The sequence below is a fragment of the Phaeobacter sp. JH20_02 genome (genome assembly GCF_048056915.1).
In the GTDB taxonomy this organism is placed as follows: Bacteria; Pseudomonadota; Alphaproteobacteria; order Rhodobacterales; family Rhodobacteraceae; genus Phaeobacter; species Phaeobacter bryozoorum.
On record NZ_JAYMVP010000014.1, the window covers coordinates 87,715 to 109,758 of the forward strand.

21 protein-coding genes are annotated in these 22,044 nt (G+C 61.0%); 7 read left to right on the plus strand and 14 right to left on the minus strand.

The genetic code is table 11. The features are described 5' to 3' along the window. Positions 1 to 86 precede the first annotated feature (86 nt). From VWY34_RS04070 to VWY34_RS04080, 3 genes are read right to left on the minus strand one after another with little or no spacing between them, the layout of a single operon-like run. Complete coding sequence (locus VWY34_RS04070; RefSeq protein ID WP_037239481.1) at positions 87 to 362, minus strand: type IV secretion system protein VirB3; 276 nt, start codon at positions 360 to 362, stop codon at positions 87 to 89. Positions 363 to 385: 23 nt separating this feature from the next. Continuing rightward, positions 386 to 670 (minus strand): TrbC/VirB2 family protein, encoded by a 285-nt coding sequence (locus tag VWY34_RS04075; protein WP_037239483.1) that lies wholly within the window; start codon positions 668 to 670, stop codon positions 386 to 388. Next, entirely contained in the window at positions 667 to 1,215 is a 549-nt protein-coding gene (locus VWY34_RS04080) for a lytic transglycosylase domain-containing protein (RefSeq protein ID WP_375342699.1), read from the minus strand. Before VWY34_RS04080 ends, VWY34_RS04075 begins: the two co-directional genes overlap by 4 nt. A gap of 621 nt (positions 1,216 to 1,836) precedes the next feature. Between VWY34_RS04080 and VWY34_RS04085 the strand changes: the two genes are divergently transcribed. The 3 genes from VWY34_RS04085 (at position 1,837) to repC (ending at position 4,223) form a co-directional block, all read left to right on the plus strand. Further along, positions 1,837 to 2,106 (plus strand): hypothetical protein, encoded by a 270-nt coding sequence (locus VWY34_RS04085; RefSeq protein ID WP_416551695.1) that lies wholly within the window; start codon positions 1,837 to 1,839, stop codon positions 2,104 to 2,106. A gap of 85 nt (positions 2,107 to 2,191) precedes the next feature. Continuing rightward, a complete protein-coding gene (locus tag VWY34_RS04090) occupies positions 2,192 to 2,845 on the plus strand; it encodes a hypothetical protein (protein ID WP_416536824.1) in 654 nt (217 codons plus the stop codon). 226 nt (positions 2,846 to 3,071) lie between these two features. Beyond that, complete coding sequence (gene repC, locus VWY34_RS04095; protein ID WP_416536850.1) at positions 3,072 to 4,223, plus strand: replication initiation protein RepC; 1,152 nt, start codon at positions 3,072 to 3,074, stop codon at positions 4,221 to 4,223. A gap of 92 nt (positions 4,224 to 4,315) precedes the next feature. Here repC and VWY34_RS04100 read toward each other — a convergent pair whose 3' ends face one another. The 7 genes from VWY34_RS04100 to VWY34_RS04130 form a co-directional block, all read right to left on the minus strand. Further along, on the minus strand, positions 4,316 to 5,632 hold the full coding sequence (locus VWY34_RS04100; RefSeq protein WP_416536823.1) for an FAD-dependent oxidoreductase: 1,317 nt from the start codon (positions 5,630 to 5,632) through the stop codon (positions 4,316 to 4,318). Between the two features lie 2 nt (positions 5,633 to 5,634). Next, the gene (locus VWY34_RS04105) at positions 5,635 to 6,996 is read right to left on the minus strand and encodes an FAD-dependent oxidoreductase (RefSeq protein ID WP_416539520.1); all 1,362 of its coding nucleotides are present in this window, start codon (positions 6,994 to 6,996) and stop codon (positions 5,635 to 5,637) included. Between the two features lie 7 nt (positions 6,997 to 7,003). Beyond that, the gene (locus VWY34_RS04110; RefSeq protein WP_416536822.1) at positions 7,004 to 8,107 is read right to left on the minus strand and encodes a glycine cleavage T C-terminal barrel domain-containing protein; all 1,104 of its coding nucleotides are present in this window, start codon (positions 8,105 to 8,107) and stop codon (positions 7,004 to 7,006) included. Positions 8,108 to 8,212: 105 nt separating this feature from the next. Further along, a complete protein-coding gene (locus VWY34_RS04115; RefSeq protein ID WP_416536821.1) occupies positions 8,213 to 9,790 on the minus strand; it encodes an ABC transporter substrate-binding protein in 1,578 nt (525 codons plus the stop codon). A gap of 132 nt (positions 9,791 to 9,922) precedes the next feature. Next, a complete protein-coding gene (locus VWY34_RS04120) occupies positions 9,923 to 10,765 on the minus strand; it encodes an alkaline phosphatase family protein (RefSeq protein ID WP_416536820.1) in 843 nt (280 codons plus the stop codon). Continuing rightward, positions 10,765 to 11,949 (minus strand): acetyl-CoA C-acyltransferase, encoded by a 1,185-nt coding sequence (locus VWY34_RS04125; RefSeq protein ID WP_416536819.1) that lies wholly within the window; start codon positions 11,947 to 11,949, stop codon positions 10,765 to 10,767. The genes VWY34_RS04120 and VWY34_RS04125 overlap by 1 nt, the downstream gene beginning before the upstream one ends. Before the next feature lie 15 nt (positions 11,950 to 11,964). Further along, positions 11,965 to 13,569: a fatty acid--CoA ligase gene (locus VWY34_RS04130; protein ID WP_416539517.1), complete on the minus strand. Its 1,605-nt coding sequence runs from the start codon at positions 13,567 to 13,569 to the stop codon at positions 11,965 to 11,967. Positions 13,570 to 13,756: 187 nt separating this feature from the next. Between VWY34_RS04130 and VWY34_RS04135 the strand changes: the two genes are divergently transcribed. From VWY34_RS04135 to VWY34_RS04145, 3 genes are read left to right on the plus strand one after another with little or no spacing between them, the layout of a single operon-like run. Next, a complete protein-coding gene (locus VWY34_RS04135) occupies positions 13,757 to 14,704 on the plus strand; it encodes an ABC transporter permease (RefSeq protein ID WP_416536817.1) in 948 nt (315 codons plus the stop codon). Then, positions 14,701 to 15,576, plus strand: coding sequence for an ABC transporter permease (locus VWY34_RS04140; protein ID WP_416536816.1), 876 nt, complete (start codon positions 14,701 to 14,703; stop codon positions 15,574 to 15,576). The genes VWY34_RS04135 and VWY34_RS04140 overlap by 4 nt, the downstream gene beginning before the upstream one ends. Beyond that, positions 15,573 to 17,360, plus strand: a complete 1,788-nt coding sequence (locus VWY34_RS04145; protein ID WP_416536815.1) for an ABC transporter ATP-binding protein — start codon at positions 15,573 to 15,575, stop codon at positions 17,358 to 17,360. The genes VWY34_RS04140 and VWY34_RS04145 overlap by 4 nt, the downstream gene beginning before the upstream one ends. A gap of 7 nt (positions 17,361 to 17,367) precedes the next feature. On the opposite strand, the gene VWY34_RS04150 is transcribed toward VWY34_RS04145, so the two are convergent. Continuing rightward, the gene (locus VWY34_RS04150) at positions 17,368 to 18,597 is read right to left on the minus strand and encodes a serine hydrolase domain-containing protein (RefSeq protein ID WP_416536814.1); all 1,230 of its coding nucleotides are present in this window, start codon (positions 18,595 to 18,597) and stop codon (positions 17,368 to 17,370) included. Between the two features lie 78 nt (positions 18,598 to 18,675). Here VWY34_RS04150 and gcvA point away from each other — a divergent pair, with 78 nt between their 5' ends. After that, positions 18,676 to 19,605, plus strand: a complete 930-nt coding sequence (gene gcvA / locus VWY34_RS04155) for a transcriptional regulator GcvA (protein ID WP_416536813.1) — start codon at positions 18,676 to 18,678, stop codon at positions 19,603 to 19,605. Here gcvA and VWY34_RS04160 read toward each other — a convergent pair. From VWY34_RS04160 to VWY34_RS04170, 3 genes are all read right to left on the minus strand, one after another. After that, positions 19,593 to 20,357, minus strand: coding sequence for an SDR family NAD(P)-dependent oxidoreductase (locus tag VWY34_RS04160; protein WP_416536812.1), 765 nt, complete (start codon positions 20,355 to 20,357; stop codon positions 19,593 to 19,595). The two genes, gcvA and VWY34_RS04160, sit on opposite strands and share 13 nt — an antisense overlap. A gap of 125 nt (positions 20,358 to 20,482) precedes the next feature. Then, positions 20,483 to 21,007 (minus strand): oligopeptide/dipeptide ABC transporter ATP-binding protein, encoded by a 525-nt coding sequence (locus VWY34_RS04165; RefSeq protein ID WP_416558532.1) that lies wholly within the window; start codon positions 21,005 to 21,007, stop codon positions 20,483 to 20,485. Positions 21,008 to 21,030: 23 nt separating this feature from the next. Next, the coding region (locus VWY34_RS04170) for an ISKra4 family transposase (RefSeq protein ID WP_416536810.1) at positions 21,031 to 22,044 on the minus strand (1,014 nt) is incomplete at its 5' end.

Genomic DNA, 22,044 nt, shown 5'->3' on the forward strand with positions numbered 1-22,044 from the left:
GTAGGTGCCGCCCAAGACGCTCGGCTTTCAAAACCTTGTCCCCAAGTGCATCCCGAACAGCGCTGCTGGCAATTAACCCCCGAAACTCACGCGACATAGAGATCGCCCCCATTACAGGATCGCACACTCGTTCGCGGGGTGCGCGACATCACCACGTTCAAAATCTGAAACAGATGTGGATTGCGGTCTGCGACCAGCCAAAGCGGTGGGTAGCCCGCGAGGAAAACCAGCAGGAACCGCATGTCGTCAACCAGAATGAAAGGGATCACGGATGCGAAGACCAGCGCCACAAAATATCCGATCGGGAGACCGAATATCCGTGGCGGCTTGGTCAGCCCCAGAAAGAGTGGTGTGTCGCGCATGGAGGTCTCTGCGGTCGGTCAGATCAAGGAGCCGCAAAGCCGTCGATGATGGTCTCGGCCGAAAAGATCAGCACCACGCCGACAAACACGGCGACGAAGATCGGCCAGTTGAGACGCCCGAAAAACATCATGACACCCGATCCCACGAGAGCGAGCACGCCGAGGCCACGACCGATCGGACCCGTCACCGCGTCGATGATGTTGTCGATCATGTCAGAGACCGGGCTGAGGTCCTGTGCAAGCGCCGGGGCTGCGGCCACTATCAGCAACGCGGCCAATGCCGCCCGGGTATAGTCGATGCGTTTCATATCTGGTCTCCGATGGATTGGGCATAGACGGCCATGACCTTGCGGACATGGCCTTGGGTTTCGCGGTAGGGGGGAATCCCGCCATGGCGCGCCACGGCTTCGGGGCCGGCATTATAGGCTGCAAGCGCAAGCTGCGGCGTGCCGAAACGATCAAGTTGTGTCAGCAAGTAGCGGGCGGATCCATGCAGGTTTTGCTCAGGATCATGCGGATCGACGCCAAGCACGCGCGCAGTGTCCGGCATCAACTGCCCAAGCCCGATTGCGCCGACATGCGACCGCGCGCCTGGATCAAATGCGCTTTCAATAGCGATGTTGGCGCGAAAGAATGCGAGCCAATCGCGAGAGGACATCCCGGCCCTGCGCAGGGCCGGGTGGTCCACGTAAACCGACCCCACATCAAGGATCATAGTCTCGATCGCAGGGCGGCCCGATGGGACCCGAGGCGGAGACAGGCGTGGTGAATCAAGAGGGACGACCTCAGAGCGTGCGACACCGTCGCTTTGCTCGGGTTGGGGTCTTGCAAAGTCGAGAACGCTACTGGTCAGTCGACCAACACGGTCTGGAGCATCGAGATCGATAACGGATTGTGCATAAGTGGAAGGGCCTGAAAGCCCCCAGAGAACGAGGCTAGCCGCTGGTAGGATACCTTGTCGTCTCAAACTCCCACGTGCCTCTCTCACCTTCTCGGAGAGGGCAGCTGAATACCTTTGCGTCGAGCTCCAGGCAGAAGCTCATGAGCCCTGCTGCGGTCTTGAAGACGCGTGGTTTAAGATCCCGGTTGGTCACATAGACCGACCGGTGCACACCGCCTTGACCGTCATTGGAGCAGACGAAAACCGTCCAGCCACCCCTATGCGTGTTGCCGCCCTTTTCCGGGGCTTCAACGCATTCCACCTCGATCCATGCCCCACCCTCGATCGCCTCTTGCATGTGCGATGTTAGGATCACGGGGTATTTTGTTCCTGCCATTTTGCCTCCGAAGGAAAGAAGTTCCTACGGAAGTAACCTGCTTTTGCACCGCTTCAAACAGTGCATGTCACAAGATATGCGGCGACGTAGCGGAAAACCCTTTATATGGTCAATAGATATCTTTTGATTGATTAAGATATTTTTTCGGTGATAGGTCCGACACACGATTCGCCCCCAGATTGTCGGGAGACCACCAGATGTCGCGGTTGCTGGCATGTAGCACATTCATCGCCCTAGCGATCCCAGCAAATGCCGAGACGCTGGCGATGGACTGCGTGTTGCCGTTGCGGCCGGAGCTGGCGGCCTCGCCTGCGCTCCTGAACGAGTACGGCGACGACATCAGAGCCGCGTTCAACACCTACTTCGATGAGGCACAAACCTATCTGAATTGCCTCGCCGCAGCATCAGCTTCCGCGCAGGCTGAAGTCCGTCTTGTGCTTGACGCTTACCAGGAGATGTTCCAATGAAACGACGCGCAAAATATGTCAGCAATTATGACACAATTAACATAAGTCTTATTATACGACAACGGGTTAGCGGCGGCGCTCTGTCATGAGGCGGCTTCTGTCAACTGCCGCGATCATCGCGATCGGGCTTACACCGCTTGCTGCCAAACCTGCCGCCGCACAAGGCTACCAGATCGATTGTGCGATCCTCCTGTGCCTCGCAGGCGGTTGGCCGCCTTCGGTCCCATGTGCCCGGGCGCGCGCGGAGTTTATCCGCCGGATCACGCCCTGGCCAGTCGAACCACCGCTGCAGATCTGGCGTTGTCCAATGCGTGCTGAGTTCGAAGCGCCGAACCCGGTTGAGCGCCTCTACAGGTTGGCGGGGTTCAATCCGGGTCCAGCAGTCTCCCTGCCCCGAGAGCGAGAAACGCTCCAACTCGCCCAAGCTGTCGGGCGTGCCGCCGATATCGATGTGACGGACCCTGCTTTTGATTTCATCCGCTCCATAGATGTCTTTCAGGTTACGGCACGTCAGAGGGAGGGCCGTGACGATTGCAACAGATATGCTTCCGTGCGGCGTGGCACGTATGATCAGGACGGCCAATTTCGGTGGCAAAACAGCTCGATAAGTGCCCTTCCTCCAGCCTTCCGAGGGGCCGAGCGATACGGCCAGAACTGCCCCGATATCTGGGTCCGTGCTGTGTTCGTCGATTGGGAGGATTTTGAGGGCACCTATGGCTTCGAACAAGTCAACTACTGATCTCAAACAGTCACAGGCAAACGATAAAAAAGAAGAAACCCCCGCAAGGCGGCAACCAAGCGAGGGGCTCAAAGAACAACGGAATTGGCGTTCCGTCAGATCAAATCAAACTGTGATCTCGTTCTAGCAGTCACGACAGTCAAGGCAATGAAAAAACGTGTCGCTCGCGGGGACACGGATGCCCTGTTGCAGCCTTGTCCCAATTCACAAGGACTAGACATTGAACGTGATCCAAACCCAACTCACCCTGCCGGAAGGCTGGACCAAAGGTGCTGTCATGGCGCTAATTTCAGAGGTTGCCCCGCATATAGGCCTGCGCCCGGCGCGCTTGGCAGTTCTGAACTACATCATCGGGCGCACCCGCGCATCCGACTGGACCTCTCCCCATCGTGAACCGGTGTTTTTTGGCGCGCAAGATCTCGCAGCGGTCGAACTTGGCAAGACGTCGCGCCAGTTGCGAACGGATGAGGCCGCGCTGGCCAAGCTTGGGCTGATCGTGAAACGTGTCGCGGCGAATGGGGCCCGCTATGGTCGCGCTGGTCTAGGCTTGATACTGACTCCGCTGATCGCGCGACTGGAAGAGTTCATAGCCCTTCGCGATCGGCTCCGTGCGGAACGGAGGCATTTGCGCGCTTTGAAGGATCTTCGGTCCCTTCGTTTGCGTCACATGAAACGGTGCATCGCCGCCCTGCCCTCCTCGGCTATCAACGATCCTGAGATCGCCAGGATTCTGGCCAGTTTCGATAAATGGCCACGCAGCGATGCGTTAAGCCGTCTTGGTCTGGAGCGGCTCAACGCCCATTTGAAGGCCAGTTCCGATCTGTGCAACAGCCTTGAAGATTGGCTTGAAAAACGTAGGCTTTCTTCCGACCAGCCAGCGGAAAACTTCCGGCCCTTTACACAAAACACCAGAGAAGAAACTCAAACTGTAAAGACGCCGCCCGCTGTGGATAACTCTGGAAGACATGCGGAAATCGCACAGAGTGAACCGCCATCATCAATTCCCTGCCCCGCGCCACCCGCTCTGACGCCAGAGAATCTATATCGCATTGCCGGCGACGGCTTACGCATGATGCTTGACGCGAGCCGAGATCAGAACCGACCTCTCAAAGAGCGCGACATCATCGAGGCTGCCTGGGCGTTGCTGCCGATGCTCGATATCCATGCTTCAGTTTGGCATGAGGGCCAGAGCACCTTGGGCGACCACGGGTTGGCTTTCTGCCTACTATTGGTTGATGCGCAGCGAGATCACCCGAGCTACCCTGTTCGCAATCCTGGCGGTTTGATGCGCGAACTGATCCGTCGAGCCAAGGCAGGAAGGCTGGACTTCGATGCAAGCGTTGCGGCTCTGCAAAAACGGCGCAATGGGGTGAGGTAGAGTTTCCAACCCGCAACTGAACTTGCCCAAAAACGCGCTGAAAATCTCGTAATGAAGTTTATGTTAATGAATTGCTGGAATTCCCTGGATCATTAGGAAGCCACTAGTTTCCGATCGGCGATTCCGGCAAGCCCTTGCCGGGCCAGTTCGCCGGCCAGCGCCGCGCCATTTACATCCTGGACCCGCAAAGCGCCCTCGAGTGCCATCGCGGCAGCAACACCTGTCGCCTGCCCCATCGCCATGCATTGTGGCATGCCCCGGACCGAGGCAAAGGCCACCGGATCGGCACAGATGAGGCGACCGGCGAACAGCAGATTTTCGATAGTTTCGGGGACCAGCGCGCGGAACGGGATGGTGTAATAGGCACCCTGGCTGACCGCCGCCTCATGGGTCATCTCGGCGCTGTCGCGCATTACGTCGTCAATCGGATTGTCGCAGGCGGCAATGCCGTCGTCGAACTTGACCGCCCGGGCAATGTCGTCGCCCGTAATGCGATAGATCGCCTGCAATCGCCGGGTTTCCCGCACACCGACGGATGGGCCCAGTCCCCACATGCGCGCGTCCCGGAAGCCGGACACTGCATCGACAAGAAACCGCGCCACCTGGTGGCATCGACGGCGGCCCTCTTGTGTGGCGCGAGTGACGGAATCCGGGTCGGTGCCGTCGACGCCCCGGATGGTGACCGTGTTGCAAAAGACCGAGCCGGTGTGAAAGCCGCGCATCAGATACAGCTTGTGCAGATCGGGATGCAGGCGCCCTTCGGCGATGCCTCGGGCAGCAAAGCGGCGGAAATAGGGGTCACCTTCGGCAAAGACTGCATCGGTATCGGCGCCGACCATGTGAAAGGTCAGGCTGACGGCCATCATGTTGCCCTTGCCGTCGCCAAGCGTGTGCGGCACGCCCGCCCGGGCCGACAGGTCGCCGTCACCGGAACAGTCGATCACCATGCGCGGTTGAAAGCGGAGCGGGCCGAGCCGGTCATGAGCCGAAACTGCGCTGATCCGGGTGCCGTCCATCTCGGGTTCGCCTGCGATGGTGTTGAGGTGCAGGGTCGCACCCGCTTCGTCGAGCATATCGAACATCAGGAGCGTTGCGGCCTCGTGGTCGTATTGAACCTCGGGGCCGAAGTTTTCCAGCGTACAGGGACGGACCTCGGCAGCGGGCGGCACCATCGCTGACAGCCTGTCCGTCAGTTCGGCAAAGATGCCACCGATGCTGTGGCCCAGCGGATAGCCTCCGCCCCACGGCATACCTGGACAGGATGCCATCACGCCGCCGATCTTGGGCCCGGCCTCGATCAGGCGCACGTGCATGCCTGACCGTGCTGCCGCGAGCGCCGCCGCGAACCCGGCGGTTCCACCACCCACAACCAGCACATCGGTTTCGATCTCGCGGTTCGGCACTGCCATGGTCAGGCGATCCTCACGCCCTGGCGGACCAGTTCAGCCTGAACGCCCGCCATGTCGACCTCTGCCACGTCGCGGCCCGACCGGACGGCAAGCGCCGCGGCCACGCCCGCACCCTGTCCCGCCACAGCGCAGCAGACCATGTTGCGGGTGGCCGCATGGGCGATCCGGTCGCCGCCAATGGCGCGACCCGCCACCAGCAGGCCCTTGACCCTGCCGGGCAGCATCGCCCGGTACGGGATCTGCATATAGCGCCCGGTGGTCGGGATAATCAGCACGCCAAAGCCGTCGATGAACTCGGGGTAGATGCCGATGGAATCCTCGAACCGGCCCTGCTGGCGCACGTCGGTTTCGGTGATGTTGTAGGCCGCATCGATCTTGCGCGTGTCGCGGATGCCGATGGTCATGCCAAAGTTGCGCAGACGCACGCCACCGCAGCCCGGCATGAACCGGCGCAGCGCATCGATGGCCAACATGGCCTGTTTACGCCCCTCGATTTCGCTCCGCGTCAGACTGTCGGGGTCAGTGCCGTCCACCCCCGCCAAATGCACAAGGTTCATGTAGGTCAGCTCGCCGGTGTCATGCATGGCGCCCCACGTCCCGGCGATCGTGTTCAAATGCGGCGGGATCACACCCTCTTCGATAGCCTTGGCGAAGGGTTTCTTGAGGAAAGGCGAGAACATGTCGTCCTCTTTCCCATCGGTTTCCACCGTCCATTCGCCGGTGGACCAGTCCTTGTAGGTCTGCGGATCGCGGCGCACTTCGTCCATGAAGGCGGACTTGTCGACACCGGCCAGGTGGAACATCACGCTGGCCGCCTGCATGTGTTCGGCGGGCGTCTTGTGGGTGGGTGCACCAGCCCGGTGCGCCACATCGGCGTCGCCCGTGGCGTCAATCACCACGCGGGCCAGGATCGCTTCGCGCCCGGCCTTGGATTCGACGATGATCCCGGCGATGCGGTTGCCCTCCATCACCGGGGCCACGAACTGCCGGTGCAGCATGGCATGGATGCCCGCCGCTTCCACCAACCGGTCGGCGACCAGCTTGAAGCCTTCGCTGTCTATCTCGTAGCTCAGGGATTGGCTTTCCGGTACGGCGGCACCCACCTCTTTGGCGCGATCCTCAAATTCGCGCCCAATCCCGCCTGCCTCGATAGTGGCTTCGTGACGGTACCAGGCAAAGCCCTCGACGCCGACGACGGTGATGTTACCACCGAAACATCCGAAGCGTTCGACCAGACAAACGTCGACATCCGCCCGTGCCGCGGCTAACGCTGCGGCAAGCCCCCCGGGGCCGGATCCGACCACAAGGACGTCCGTGGTATGGATGACCGGCGTCTGCCGGGCGGGTTCCGTGATGACAGTTATGCTCCCCTCAAAGGAATGGCAATTCACACAGGGTGCCTTCGACGGGCCCCGCCGCGCGCCTCACGACAACCCGGTCACCGGATCTTGCCGAGGTCGCCACAAGGGCGAACCCGATGTTTTTCTTCATGCGGTAAGACCAGACACAGGTGGTCATGTTGCCGATGCGCGCACCGTCCATGTCGATGTCATTCCATGTGAACTCCGGCTTGACCGGTTCCGAATTGTCCAGGATAACACCCAGCTGATGCCGTTTCGGACCCTCGGCCGCGATGCGGCGCAATGCCTGGATCCCGATCGTATCGTCAGGCACATGAAGATCGACATATTTGTCCATCCGGACCTCGAACGGATTGGTCTGCCCGTCCGAGTCGCCGCCATAAGAGACCAACCCGCTTTCAACACGTTCGCACCAGTTGGGGTTGCCGGGGCCGATCCCGTGCGGCTGTCCGGCTTCCTTGACAATGTTCCAAAGCGCGCTGCCTTTGGTGCCATCCATCAGGTAGATCTCAAACCCCCCTTGCTTGGACCAGCCGGACCGGGCCACTGCCACGGGGATTCCGTCGATCTCTGTCTCGCGGAACCAGAAGTACTTCAGGTCGCGAACCCAGTCGCCGAAGATCGAGGCGACAACGGTTTCTGCCTTCGGCCCCTGTACCGCAAGGGGCGACACGTCAGGCTCACTCACCTCGACATTCAGACCACGTTCGCGCGCGATGGCTTCGGCCCAGAACCAGATGTTGCTGTCGGCAATGGACAGCCAATAGCGATCCTCGTCCAGCTTCAGCAGGATAGGGTCATTGATCAACACGCCGTGATGATTGCACAGGGGGACATATTTGCCCTGCCCGATCTTGCATTTCGACAGATCACGGGGCGCAAGGATCTGCGCCAGCCGACCAGCGTCGGGGCCTTTCAGCTGAACTTGCCGCTGGACCGCAACATCCCACATCGAAACGCCGTTGATGATGCGCCAGTACTCCTCTTCGGGATGGCCGTAAGAGGTTGGCAGCAGCATGTGATTGTAGGTGGTCATGGCGCAGACGCCGTCGGCGAGCGTCGCCTCGTAGAAAGGTGAAGGACGCAGACGTGTGGAAGGCGAGATCGAGAACATGATTGCCCCGGTTGTTGAGTGGAAGGGAAAGGAAAGGCCGCCGATCCGGACGGACCGGCGGCCAAAAGTCAGTCGGCAACCGCCTCTGACAGAGAGAATAGCGGCTTAGGCGAGCCAGACGTTGCGCAGTGTCTGGCCGAAACCACCGAGACCGCCGACGGAATGCGGCGTGAAGCCCATGACGTTCTTCGCCGTCGCCTCTAGCTGGTTCTGGAACACCGGGTTCACGAAACCTCCGTCATCGTTCATCATGTGTTGCATGTCGCAATACATTTGGGCGCGTTTGGCCTCGTCCAATTCGGCACGGGCAGCAAGGATCATGGCGTCGAATTCATCCGACCCCCACATGGTTTCGTTCCAGCTACCGCCGTTCATGTGCGCGATGGTCAGGAAGGCATCAACCGTGGGTCGAGCCTGCCAGCCCGACATGGTCATCGGCTTCTGCATCCAGATATTTGACCAAAAACCATCAGATGGCGTCTTGATGACGTTGATTTCCGCTGCGCCCTTGGCCGACTGCTGGAAAGTCAGCGCGATATCGTTCGCCGAGCTGCCTGCGGTTTCCGAGGTATAGAGGTCGATCGCGTTGACGCCCGCTTTGTCGAAATAGAACTTCGCCTTGTCGAGATCGTATTCGGCAGGTTTCACATCCTCGCACCAGTACTTGTAGGTCGGTCCGATCGGCGTATCTGCCGAGATCGTGCCGATCCCCTTGAAGACCTGGTTCAGGATCAGTTCCCGGTCCAGCGCGTGCTTGATGCCCTTGCGGAAGTCCGCGTTGTCGGTCGGCGCGCGGTCGACCATCATCACGATATTGGTGAAGCCACCGGTGGGCGTGTTGTAGAGCGTCACGGCGTCGTTGCCGCTCAGTTGTTCCACCGCGAAGGCCGGCACATCGCGGATAGCGTCCACGTCACCGGCCAACAGCGTGCTGAGCGTTGCGTTGGCATCCGGCACCGGGATGAAGTCGATCCCGTCGAGATAGGGCTTGCCCTCTTCGTAGTAGTTGTCGAACCGCTCAAGAACCACGCGCTCACCGGGGATGAACTCCATCACCTTGAACGGGCCGGAACCAATGGCCATGGAGAAATCGGCATGTCCTGCCGGATGGATGGCAAGGTGATAGTCGGACATGATCACCGGCAGGTCAGCATTGCCCGAGGACAGAGTGATATTCACCGTCATGGCGTCGGGCGCCTCGATTGCGGTGACAGTCGAAAGCAAGGCTTTTGCGGGCGATTCCGATCCTTCGGCGATGTGCCGCGACAGGCTTTCGACAACATCCGCTGCGGTAACGGTCTGACCGTTGTGGAATGTCAGGCCACTACGCAGCTTGAAGCTCCACTCGGTCGCGGCGGCGTTCACGCTCCATTCCTCGGCCGCGTCACCCTCGACTTCCAGCGTCGGCGCAAAGCGGGTCAGGCGCTGATAGACGCAGTTCGAATAGATGCCGTCATCGGTGTCGACCATGCGCACCGGTTCGAGCGTGTTGTCCGTGTTTCCCTGCGCAATCCGCAGCCATCCGCCGCGTGACGGGCTCTGCGCATGGGCCGGACCTGCCATTGCGAGAATGCCGCTGGCGGCAGGCATGAGCAAACCAAATGCGCCAGCGCGTTTAAAGAAGCCACGGCGGCTCAGCGCGCCGGCCTTATATTGACGTACCAGACTATCGATGTCGGACATTTCTTTCCTCCCAGATGACCGATGACGGGCTGTCCCCGCTATTGACTGGACATTGCGGGGGACTGACACGGCGCACAAACAACCGATTTCATGACTTTGCCATAACTGAGGTTATGGGTAGGACTTGCCTCGTCAGCGCGTCAAGAATGGGCTCGCAGTCATGCTCGACGGAACGGGCACGCCCATTCGCGTCAGGATGGACGGTGCCAGAGCGAGTTGGTCAAGCAACGCATCCTCTTGCGGCAGGTCGCAGTCACCGAAGTAGTAGAAGGCGACGTCTTGTTGATCTTCGCCGGCACCGCCGTGATGGCCTAGGTCGTCCTGACCATGATCTGCCGTGATAATGACGTCATAGCCAAGGTTGCGCCAACGGGTCACGTAGGGCGCAAGTGCTGCATCAAGATAGTAGCAGGCGTCGCTCATCTCCCGCTTTCCGTGGCCAAAACGATGCCCCATGCTGTCAAGCGTCGAAGTATGCAACAATCCGTAGTCGATCCCCTTGGCCTCGCAGAGATAGGTCAGTGTCGCGAACAGATCCGCGTCGGACGGGCTCATCTGGTTGGCGTCGGTCGCATCGGCCATGGTGTGGAAGCGGCCATGGTGGATTGGGCCCTGCGGGCTGTCGAGTTCGATGTCCCGCACCGGGTCGAACGGCATCCGGTGGAACAATTCGCTCCACCAGCTTAGTGCCACGGCACCGGTCTTGCGTTCAGCCCCGGCCAGTTCGGAAAACACATCTGGGACCTGAAGCCGCTGTCGGTGCTTGTTGCCAAAGACACCGTGAACATGCGGCGGCAGGCCGGTATGCATCGAAGCATAGCAGGCCGAAGAAGTGGACGGCAGAACCGACCGCATCCGACGCACGCGGGCCTCGCCCGAGGCAACCCAGCCTTCGAGATTGCCGAACAGGCGCCGGAAATTCCGGTAGGGAACGCCGTCCAGGATGATGAGAAGTAGCTTTTCGGGATTGGTCATCAGGCCACCTCGAACAACCCGGCAGCCCCCATTCCGCCGCCGATACACATCGTGACAACAACGTAGCGGACGCCGCGCCGTTTGCCTTCGATCAGCGCGTGGCCAACCAGCCGCGCACCGGTCATCCCGTAGGGGTGCCCCACCGAAATGGCACCGCCGTTGACGTTCAGCCTGTCAGGGTCGATCCCCAGCTGATCACGGCAGGGAATGGCCTGCGCGGCGAAAGCCTCGTTCAGTTCCCAAAGGCCGATATCATCGACCTGTAGGCCTGCCCGCTCCAACAGGCGCGGCACGGCATAGACGGGGCCCATGCCCATTTCCTCGGGCGCGCAGCCTGCCACGGCCATACCGCGATAGATGCCGAACGGCTGGAGCCCCCGTCCTTCGGCCATGCGTGCATCCATCAGGACACAGGCCGAGGCGCCGTCCGACAGCTGGCTGGCATTGCCCGCCGTGACAACACCGCCGTCCACAACGGGCTTGAGACCGGCAAGCGTTTCCGCCGTTGTGCCGGGGCGATTGCCTTCGTCCCGTGTCAGCGTGACGATCTCTTCATGCACCTCGCCTGTCTCGCGGTTCTTGACCAGCTTGGTCGCGGTCACCGGCACGATCTCGTCATCGAAAGCGCCTGCTGACTGCGCGGCGGCCGTTCGCGCTTGCGACAGCGCCGCGAACTCATCCTGCGCCTCGCGGGAGATCCCGTGTAGCCGCGCCACGTTTTCGGCTGTGTGAAGCATCGGCATATAGGCGTGCTCGGCCGCCCGGATCACGGCCGGGTCTTTTTCGGCCATCACCCAATCGAAATAGCGCGCCTGAACGGCTGATATGTTCTCTTGCCCACCGGCCACAACAACGCCCATGCCGTCGACCGAGATCTGCTTTGCGGCCGTCGCGATCGCCATCAGACCCGAGGCGCATTGCCGGTCGATGGTCTGGGCGGCGGCCGTTGCGGGCAGCCCACCGGCCAATGCCGCCAGCCGCGCGATGTTCAAGCCCGCGGTGCCGACGGTCAGGACCGAGCCCATCACCACGTCCTCGATCTCGGCCGGATCGACGCCGGACCTCTCGACGGCCGCGCGGATAGCGTGCCCGGCCAACGTCGGCGACTTGATGTTGTTAAAAGCCCCCCGAAAGGCAGTGCCGATGGGGGTGCGGGCGGTTGATACGATGACGACGTCTTTCATGAAGGCGGTTCTTTCCTAGCAATAGCGGGTTCTCAGGGCTTTCTTGTCCAGTTTCCCAACCGAGGTCTTGGGCAGCGCCGCGACAATCTCGATCCGGTCCGGCACAGCCCATTTCGACAGCACGCCATCCGCGACTGCCGCAGCAAAAGCGGTGTGAAGCTGCGTCACGGTTTCATCCGCGGCATCGGTGCAAGCGATCACCAACAGCGGGCGTTCGCCCCATTTGGGGTCTGGAACGCCGATGGCGGCGGCTTCTGATACACCCGCGACCTTGCTGGCCAGGTTCTCCAGTTCCAGCGAGGAAACCCATTCCCCGCCGGTCTTGATCACGTCTTTGAGCCGGTCGGTGATCCGCAATGTGCCGCTTTGGTCGAACAGCCCCACATCGCCGGTGTGCAGCCAGCCCCCTTGCCAGAGTGCCCGTGTGCCTTCGTCATTCTTCAGATAGGATTGCGTCAGCCAAGGCGCACGCGCGACGATTTCGCCGGTCGACTTTCCATCTCGCGGCACGTCGTTCATGCCGGCATCCACCACCCGGATCTGAACCAGTGGCGCGGGCTTGCCTGTCGCGGTCCGAACTTCGATCGGTGCGTCGGGGTCACGGGTCGCCATCATGTCGGCCACGGTCAGAAACGGGCAGGTTTCCGACATCCCGTAAGCCGCGTGAACATCGACGCCTCTGGCAAGCGCCTGTCGCGCCAGCCCTTCGGGCAGGGCCGAGCCGCCGATGATGATTTTCCAGCGGCTCAGGTCCGTCGCTGCCGCTTCCGGCGCGTTCAACAGCATCGCCAAAATCGTCGGCACGCAATGCGAAAAGGTCACGTCGTGCTCGGCGATCAGGCCCAGCAATCGCGCGGGATCGTAGCGCCCTGGATAAACCTGTTTGAGGCCCATCAGGGTCGCCACATAGGGAATGCCCCAGCCATGAACGTGAAACAGCGGCGTGATCGGCATATAGACGTCGCCACGATTCAGACCGCCTCCGGGGATCGGGCCAAGCCCGGCGGCAACTGCCATCGTATGCAAGACGAGCTGACGCTGAGAGTAGCTGACCCCTTTCGGATCGCCCGTGGTTCCAGTTGTATAAAACAGCGTCGCACGGATGTTTTCATCGAAGTCCGGGAACTCGGTGACAGGTTCGGCGGCGATCAGCAGTGCCTCGTACTCGCCGTCGGACGGCAAGGGGCTTTCAACCGTCCCGTCATCGCTCAGGATAACCAGCCGCCACGGTCGCGCGATCCGGGGGGCGATTTCGGCCAGCAGAGGCAGGAAATCGACATGGCACAGGATCAGGTCGTCTTCGGCATGGTTGATCGTGTAAAGGATCTGCTCCGGCGACAGACGGATATTCACCGTGTGCAGCGTCGCCCCGATCATCGGCACGGCGAAGAAGCATTCAAGATAGCGGTGGCTGTCCCAGTCCAGTACCGCGACAACGCTGCCCTCTCTTGCGCCGAGGGCGTGCAAGGCCCCAGCGGCACGTCCGATACGCTCTCCGAAAGTGCGGTAGTCGTAGCGCATGGTGTCGGCATGAACGATCTTCTGGCTCGGGGCATGAGCCAGCGGCGCGGTCAGGATCTGTTTGATCAGCAAAGGATAGGCATAAGCGGTCATAGGCATCTCCGGTTGCAAGGGTTTTGCCGCCTTTCGGAACGTTCGGGCAAACAACAAAAAACCGGTCTTTGCCCGAACGTGAAGCCACGCATGCCATAGCCATAACCAAAACGCACCCATTAGGGTCACTATGGTTGTTTGTCCGAACCCGTGCTTGCGTCGAATATGCACCCAGCCTTGAGGGAGGAACGGGGTGTTTCGCATCATACTGACGCGCTTGGCGCAGGGACTGCTGACCCTGCTCCTGGCATCCATAATCATATTCGGAGCGACAGAGATCCTTCCGGGTGACGTGGCCGAGGCGATCCTTGGTCAAAGCCGCACGGAAGAGGCGCTTGCCAGCTTGCGCGAGGAAATGGGGCTGAACCGCCCGGCGATCGTGCGGTATTTCGATTGGCTCGGTGGCATGGTGCAGGGCGATCTCGGAACGTCACTCGCGACCAAGCGCCCCGTGGCCGACATGATCGAAAGCCGGATGTGGAACACGCTTCGGCTTGCGCTTCTGGCGGCGGCGATCTCGGTTCCACTGTCGCTTGCACTTGGCCTGTGGTCAGCGATGCGGGCGGGCGGAAAGGTGGACAAGACACTGGCCATGACCACGCTCGCACTGATCGCGGTACCGGAATTCTTCATCGGCCTCATCCTGATGAAAGTCTTTGCGGTCGAGTTGAAATGGTTGTCCGCTTCGGCCAACACGCGGCCCTACTTCGACTTCTGGCAAAATTTCCGCGCCCTGGCGCTGCCCGTCGCCACGCTCAGCTTTGCGGTTCTGGCACATATGATGCGGATGACCCGGTCATCGGTGATCAACATCTTCACCTCGCCCTATATGGAAATGGCCGCACTCAAGGGCTTGCCGAAACGCCGCCTGGTGATCCGCCATGCGCTTCCCAACGCGCTTTCGCCCATCCTCACCGTCATCGCGCTGAACCTCAGCTACATGGTCTCGGGCGTGATCATCGTGGAAACCGTCTTCGGGGTGCCAGGGCTGACGCGTTTGCTGGTCGATGGTGTGAGCCTGCGCGACATTCCCCTGATTCAGGCCTGCGCGATGATCTTTGGCGCGGTCTATATCCTGCTGAACCTGCTGGCCGACGTCCTGTCGATCATGGCCAATCCGCGCCTGAGGTATCCGAAATGAGCGACACTTCCGAAATCGTGGCGCCACGCGCGTCGGTCTTTGCCGGTCTGCGCCTGACCTGGACCGCTGTCATCGCGGGGTCGGTCCTGCTGTTCTGGTTTGCGCTCGCCCTGTTCGGTCCATGGGTCGCCCCGCATGGCGAGGCCGAGATAATCTCCGCCACGACCTTTGCGCCGATTGGCGAAGGCGGCCTGCTGGGGACGGACAAACTGGGGCGCGACGTGTTCTCGCGCCTGATTTACGGAGTGCGCACCACCCTGCTGCTCGCGCTGATCACCACCGTGATTTCCTTTGCCTTCGGCGTGACGCTCGGCTTTGCCGCCGCGATCCTGAAAGGCTGGTTCGACATCATCGTGAGCCGCATCGTCGAGGCGTTCATGGCCTTCCCATCGACGCTGCTCGCGCTTGTCGTGATCGGTGCTTTCGGCACCTCTATCACCGTGCTGGTGCTGACAGTCGGGCTGGTTCTGTCCACCAGTGTCTTTCGCGTGTCGCGCGCGCTTGGCTATGACATCGGCGTCATGGATTTCGTCGAGTCCGCGCGCGCCCGTGGCGAAGGCACATGGTGGATCCTGACACGTGAAATCCTGCCCAATTCCATGGCCCCTTTGATCGCGGAATTCGGCCTGCGCTTCACCTTTTCGATCCTGTTCCTCTCGGGCCTGTCCTTCCTTGGCCTTGGGGTGCAGGAACCCGCCGCCGACTGGGGTTTGATGGTGCAGGAAAACGTGGGCGGCCTGTTCCTCGGCTCCTCTGCCGCGCTGATCCCCGCCGCATGCATCGCGTCGCTGACTGTTTCCATGAACCTGCTTGTCGACTGGTTCCAGCAGCGCCAGCAGGGTGAAACCGTTCTGGAGAAGATCGACCAATGAGCGATATCCTGACCATCAAGAACCTGCGCGTCGAAGGTCGCCCACCCGGGGGTGCCTATGTGCCGATCGTCAAGGGCGTATCGCTCAACGTGGCCAAGGGCGAGGTGCTGGCGCTGATCGGCGAAAGCGGCTCGGGCAAGTCGACGATCTCGCTTGCCTCCATGGGCTTTGCCCGCCCCGGCTGCCGCATTTCAGCCGGCGAGGTCTGGCTCAATGGGCGGGACATCATGGCGCTGTCGCCGCAGGAACGACACGCCTTGCGCGGTGACGAGGTGTCCTATGTGGCTCAATCCGCCGCCGCCAGCTTCAACCCCGCGCTCAGGATCGGCCGGCAGGTGATCGAGGCCCCCTTGTGGCACGGCGCGGGCGATGCCGAAACCCTGACTGCGAACGCTATCGACCTCTATCGCAAGCTCGACCTTCCCGGCGCGGAGACGGTGGGCGACAAGTTCCCGCACCAGGTCTCGGGCGGGCAATTGCAACGGCTTATGGCAGCAATGGCCATGTCCTGCGGGCCTGACCTCTTGATCCTCGACGAGCCGACCACGGCGCTCGACGTGACCACCCAGATCGAGGTGCTAAAAGCCTTCAAGGACATCATCCGGGATCAGGGCACGGCGGCGATCTATGTCACCCATGACCTGGCCGTTGTCGCGCAGGTGGCTGACCGCATCCTTGTCCTGAAGAATGGCGAGATGGTCGAGGAAGGCACGACCGCCCAGATCCTGCATGATCCGCAGCACGAATACACAAAGACGCTGATGGCCGCCGTCCGCCCCGCGCCACACCTGGTGGAACATGTCGAAACCGCTGCCGCGCAGGAGCCGGTAATCTCGGCCCGCAATGTCACGGCCGGTTACGGCGCATTGACGATCCTTTCGGACGTTTCGGTGGATGTGCCCGCGGCCTCGGTCGTGGGGGTGATCGGCGAAAGCGGCTGTGGTAAGAGCACGCTCGCACGCGTCGTGGCGGGGCTTACCCCGTTGAAAGAAGGCGAGATCCATCTTGGCGGCAAGATCGCCGCGCCGGCGTTGAAGGACCGGTCGCGCGAGACGCTCAAGGATTGCCAGATCGTGTTCCAGATGGCCGATACCGCCCTGAACCCGCGCCAGCGGATCGGCGACATCCTGGGGCGCCCATTGGAGTTCTACCAAGGGATCAAGGGCCGCACACGGGCCGAAAAGGTTGGCGACCTGCTGGAATTGGTCGACTTGCCCCGCGAATTCGCGTCGCGTTATCCCGGAGAGCTTTCGGGCGGGCAGAAGCAACGTATCAATCTTGCCCGCGCACTGGCTGCCGATCCCAAGGTGATCTTGTGCGACGAGGTGACCTCGGCTCTGGATACCGTGGTTGCCGCCGGAGTGATCGAGCTTCTGAAATCGCTCAAGGACAAGCTGGGCGTCGCCTACATGTTCATCAGCCACGATCTGTCCACCGTGGCGTCCTTCGCTGACGAGGTTGTCGTTCTTTATGCCGGACGCGTGGTGGAGAAAGGCCCGTCAAAGGCCGTCTTCAGCCCGCCGTTCCACCCCTATACCAAACTCCTGCTGTCCTCGGTTCCCGAGATGCGGCAGGATTGGCTTGAAGGTGTGGCCGATACGAGCGAGGCCAAGGCGGCCAGCGCCGGTAGCGTGATTATCGGTGCCAAGGGCTGCCCCTTCGCCAACCGCTGCACCCGTGTCATCGCGGGAACCTGCGACAGGCAGACACCTCCCCTGCGCAACCTGCCCGGAGGGTTGACCGTCGCTTGCCACTTGGCCGAGGCAGACCTGCCTTTGTCCTGATCGCGCCTCAATCCACCAAGGCCTGATAGCTTAGAACCCTTAACTGTCGCCGCAAGGAATAGGCGCTGGAGGGGACAAGCTGGGTCATCAGGATCACGGTCATCTCCTCGACCGGGTCCACCCAGAAGGCGGTCGAGGCCATGCCGCCCCAGGCGAATTCACCGGGCGATCCGAGGATCTTCGCCTTTGCCGGGTCCAGCATGACCGACACACCAAGGCCGAACCCGATGCCTTCGAAGGTGGTTTCGCTGAAATGCGCCTGCCCCCGGCTGGCCAGATCGCCGCCCATGTGGTTGGACACCATCAGATCGAACGTCTTGCGACCCAAAAGCCTGCCGCCGTCATGCACGCCGCGCCGCAAGAGCATGGTCGCAAACCGTTGATAGTCATCCATCGTGGAGACCAGCCCGCCGCCACCGCTTTCCAGCGTGACAGGTGCTGCGCAACGATCCTGATTTGTTGAGGCGACAAAGCCGCCCTCCTTGTGATCGTAGAGCGTTGCCAGACGCTTGGCCTTGTCCGATGACACAGAAAACCCTGTATCCACCATGCCCAGCGGATCGAATATCCGTGATTTCAGAAACGCGCCAAGGGACTGGCCGCTGATGACCTCGATCAGTCGACCAAGGACATCGGTCGACAACCCATAGAACCAGCGGTCTCCGGGGTGAAAGGCCAATGGAAAACCCGCGAGCGCATCAACAGCCTCGGCCATGCTCTCAAATCGGCGATCGAAATCGAGCCCGGCTGCCGACAGGGCCTGCTCCAGTGCGTTACCCTGCGGGTCTCCGTAAACGATGCCAGCCTGATGGGTCAGCAGGTCATGGATGGTAATCTGGCGTCGCGCCGGCTCGGTCGCGTCCAGCGCATGGCCCGGCCCCTTCCAGACACGGATGCCAGCGAACTTTGGCAGGAAGTCAGCAATCGGTTGATCCAATTGAAACGCCCCCTCCTCATAAAGCATGAGCAGGGCAAGCGAGGTCACCGGCTTGGACATGGAATAAATCCGCCAAATCGTATCCGGCGCGACCGGCTGGCCGTTTGCGGTGCCGGAATACCCCGTGCGTTCGGAAAACGCGATCTCGCCACGTCTTGCGATCTGGACGGCCAGACCGCTCAGCCGCCCCTCGCGGACATGTGCCTCCATCCATCTCGAGATACGCCGCAGGCGCTGCGGGTCAAAACCCAGTTCGCTTTCGATGGGCAAGGCGGCACCTCCGGTCGTTTCCGGCATCATCTTGCGTCCATTCTTTCCTGGCTTTCAAGCAACGCATAATCCCCCTATAACCAAATAAATATTATGCATGAGTTGGCCATGAGCACCCGACGACTACCACATCTGACCTGGCTGCGCGCTTTCGAAGCGTCGGCGCGGCATCTGAGTTTCACCAATGCCGCCCAGGAACTGAACCTGACGCAGGCCGCGATCAGCAAGCAGGTCAAGCTGCTGGAACACTACCTGCGCGAACCCCTGTTCGAGCGCAAACCGCGAAGCCTCGTGCTCACCAAGGTCGGCGCGGCCTATTTGCCCAAAGTCCGGGACGGTTTTGAACGTCTGGCCGCAGGCACGGAGGAGGTCTTTGGCCTCAGGCGCTCCGAGGTGCTGACCGTGCGCGCGCCGGTCGGCTATTCAGTCAACTGGATCGCGCCCAGGCTTCAGGGTTTCTTTGATCGCCACCCTGATACCGAAGTCCGTCTGGTCTCCAGCGTCTGGGGCGACCAGTTCGACAACGAGCGATTTGACCTGGACATCCAGTACGGTACCGGAAGATGGCCCGGTTACAAGGCCGACCGACTGACCTGGGAAGTGATCAAGCCGGTTTGCGCCCCATCCCTTCTGGAAGGCGAAAAGGCCATTCGAACACCAGGCGACCTTGTCCATCATCGCCTGCTGCATGTGCTGGGATATGAAGAAGGCTGGGCAACATGGCTGCGCCACGCCACGGCCACTGGTGTGAACGCTGGACAGGGGCTTCAGTTCGATACATCGCTGCTGGCGTTTGAATTCGCGTCGCGCGGCGGCGGCGTGGCCTTGGCGCGATCTTCGATGCTTGGCATAGAAATCGAGCGCGGTCGTCTGCTCAGCCCATTCGAGATCGAAGCGCCGTTGCACGAGGCATTCTATCTGATTTCGCCCGAAACGGGCCGCGATCATCCAGATGCAGAAAAGTTCAGAGCCTGGCTCATCGAAGCCGCCGAGAACGACGCCGAGAACCAACGAATCCGGGAGGCTTATCGCGCCTGAAGCCGGACGCCTGCGTCCAGACGTATGATCTCGCCATTCAGCATCGGATTGCGCACGATGTCGACGGCGAGGCGACCAAATTCCGAGGGGTCCCCAAACCGGTTCGGAAACATGCGGCCATCCAGCATCCCGTCGATGACCTCCTGCGGAATGTGATCGGCAATTGGTGTCTTGAACAGACCTGGGGCGATCGTCATGACCCGAACCCCCCGCGGCATGAACTCCCTTGCGGCTTGCAGGGTAAGGCTGGCGATTGCCCCCTTGGAAGCCACATAGGCCCCCTGCCCGATTTGCCCTTCAACGGCGGTGATCGACCCCGTATTGATGATGATCCCGCGCTCACCATCGTCGTTCAACGTCTCCAGCGCCATCATCCGGGCGGCACATTTCGTCATGACGCTGACGGTTCCCATCAGATTGATGTCGATGACACGAGCGAAAGCCGCCATGTCCACCGGTCCGTCGCGGCCGACAAGCCGCATGCCACCGGGAATGCCGGCACAGTTTACATTGATGCGGATCGGCCCGTTTTTCCGTTCGGCTTTCGCTAACGCTTCGACCACAGCGTCCGGGTCGGTAACGTCACACGCGATACCCACGCCGCCGATCTCATTGGCCGCCAGCGACACCTTCTCTTCGTCCCGATCCAGAAGGGCGACCTTGGCGCCGGCCATTTTCAAAGCTTTGGACGCAGCCAGCCCCAACCCCGAAGCCGCACCAGTCACCAGCGCGGAAAGACCGTCAACCTGCATCGCACATCACTCCTGTTTGTCGTGATGTGATAGCCCGACGTCTCGAGATATTCACCCGATGAGAATTCACCCTTTGGCCAACCAGAACCACTGGGACGTGATCGAACATAGGCTAACCGGGCAGATCAGGCTCCCGAAAGGTCCTCGCGGTGGCACCAGATTGAATGACCATCGGAAAACGTCCTGCGCGGCGGGGAAACTTGCTCGCAGACAGGACCAAGACGTTTCGGACACCGCCGTTGGAAGGGGCATCCCTGCGCCGGCGGGCTGAGTTCGACCACGTCGCCAGCCGAAAGGGTGGGGGCAAAGTCCGGATCGGGCTCCAGCACAGCGCCCAACAGGACCTCGGTGTAGGGATGCGAGATGAACCCATAGACATCACTGGTCGCGCCGAGTTCGCACAGGCGCCCCTGATAAAGGACAGCGACCCTGTCGGACAAAGCCTTGACCACCGCGAGGTCGTGGCTAACGAAGATGTAGCTGGTACCCTTGTCACGCCTCAGATCGTCAAGCAGTTCCAGAACTGCAGCCTGCACTGATACGTCGAGCGCTGATGTGATCTCGTCGCAAAGAACCAGTTCGGGCTGTGCGGCGAACGCGCGCGCCACGGCAACTCGCTGTTTCTCACCGCCTGACAGCTGGCTTGGCAACGGGAGTGGGCAAAAGCTGGGGGTTAAGCGGCCATCTCTTGGTGTGAAACGGACAATCGACCATCGAGAACGGCTGCTCTGGTAACTGCGACATTGTGCGCGCCACTCGGTGACCATCGCATCCTGCGGCTCTTGCCCATCCGTGCGTTGCCGATGTCGTCGACACAGCCCTCCGCCCGAGACGATGAAATCGAAAACCCGTTGCGGTGTCGCCAGCCGTAGTTGGTGAGAGCATCCCAATTGTTTGCCAAGTACGTGTAGAGTTCTCGACAACGTGCTTGGACTCTCGCGGCCGCCGCCCTGATTGCAGCGTCTTCCGTTGTGACCCTGCCGGAATCAATCATTAATAGCTTGAGGCGCGTACCAGCGGTCATGATTTTCCCATGCCACAAGCACCATCGAAGTGTTTCCGCTGGGCGTTTGAATAGTTCAGGAAATCCCGGAAAACTCTCCGTCTGCAAAAGCCCTTTGACGGCATTTTCAATATGCTGAACGCGCATCGAAATATGCCACCAGTCCAGGATATGGCGCACACGCCCATCAACGGCAGCACGGACCAGATTTGGCAGCGCGGGTTCTCCATCGGAGATGACGGTGACCGGCCGCTGACCGTCCCAGCCGAGCGCGAGCAAGTGTTGTCTGAGCTGTCCACTCGGTGACGGCCCCGCTTGCGCGACAAGGCCAAAGCGACGGCACATATTGGGACTTTCGACCTTACCCACCACCACATCAAGGTGCCGCTTCTGGTATTCTGGCCGACAACGGATATGGTCACCGTCTAGAAACACGGTCAGCGGAGGCGATTGCGCATCTTCATCCACACTGATTTGCGCGGGTTCACGGTCAATAAAGTTCTGTGCGACTCGGCCCAGGCGGTTGCGCACCGTTGTGTTAATCTGCTTCGCGCAGGGAAGAAAGGTCTCCATGATCCGTGCCGTTTCACGAAATGAATGACGCGACCCAAGCTCGGTCTGAAGGCGGCATAGCTCTGGTGTCGCACGATCTGGGAATATCTTGGCTACGGGCGACTGCTCGCC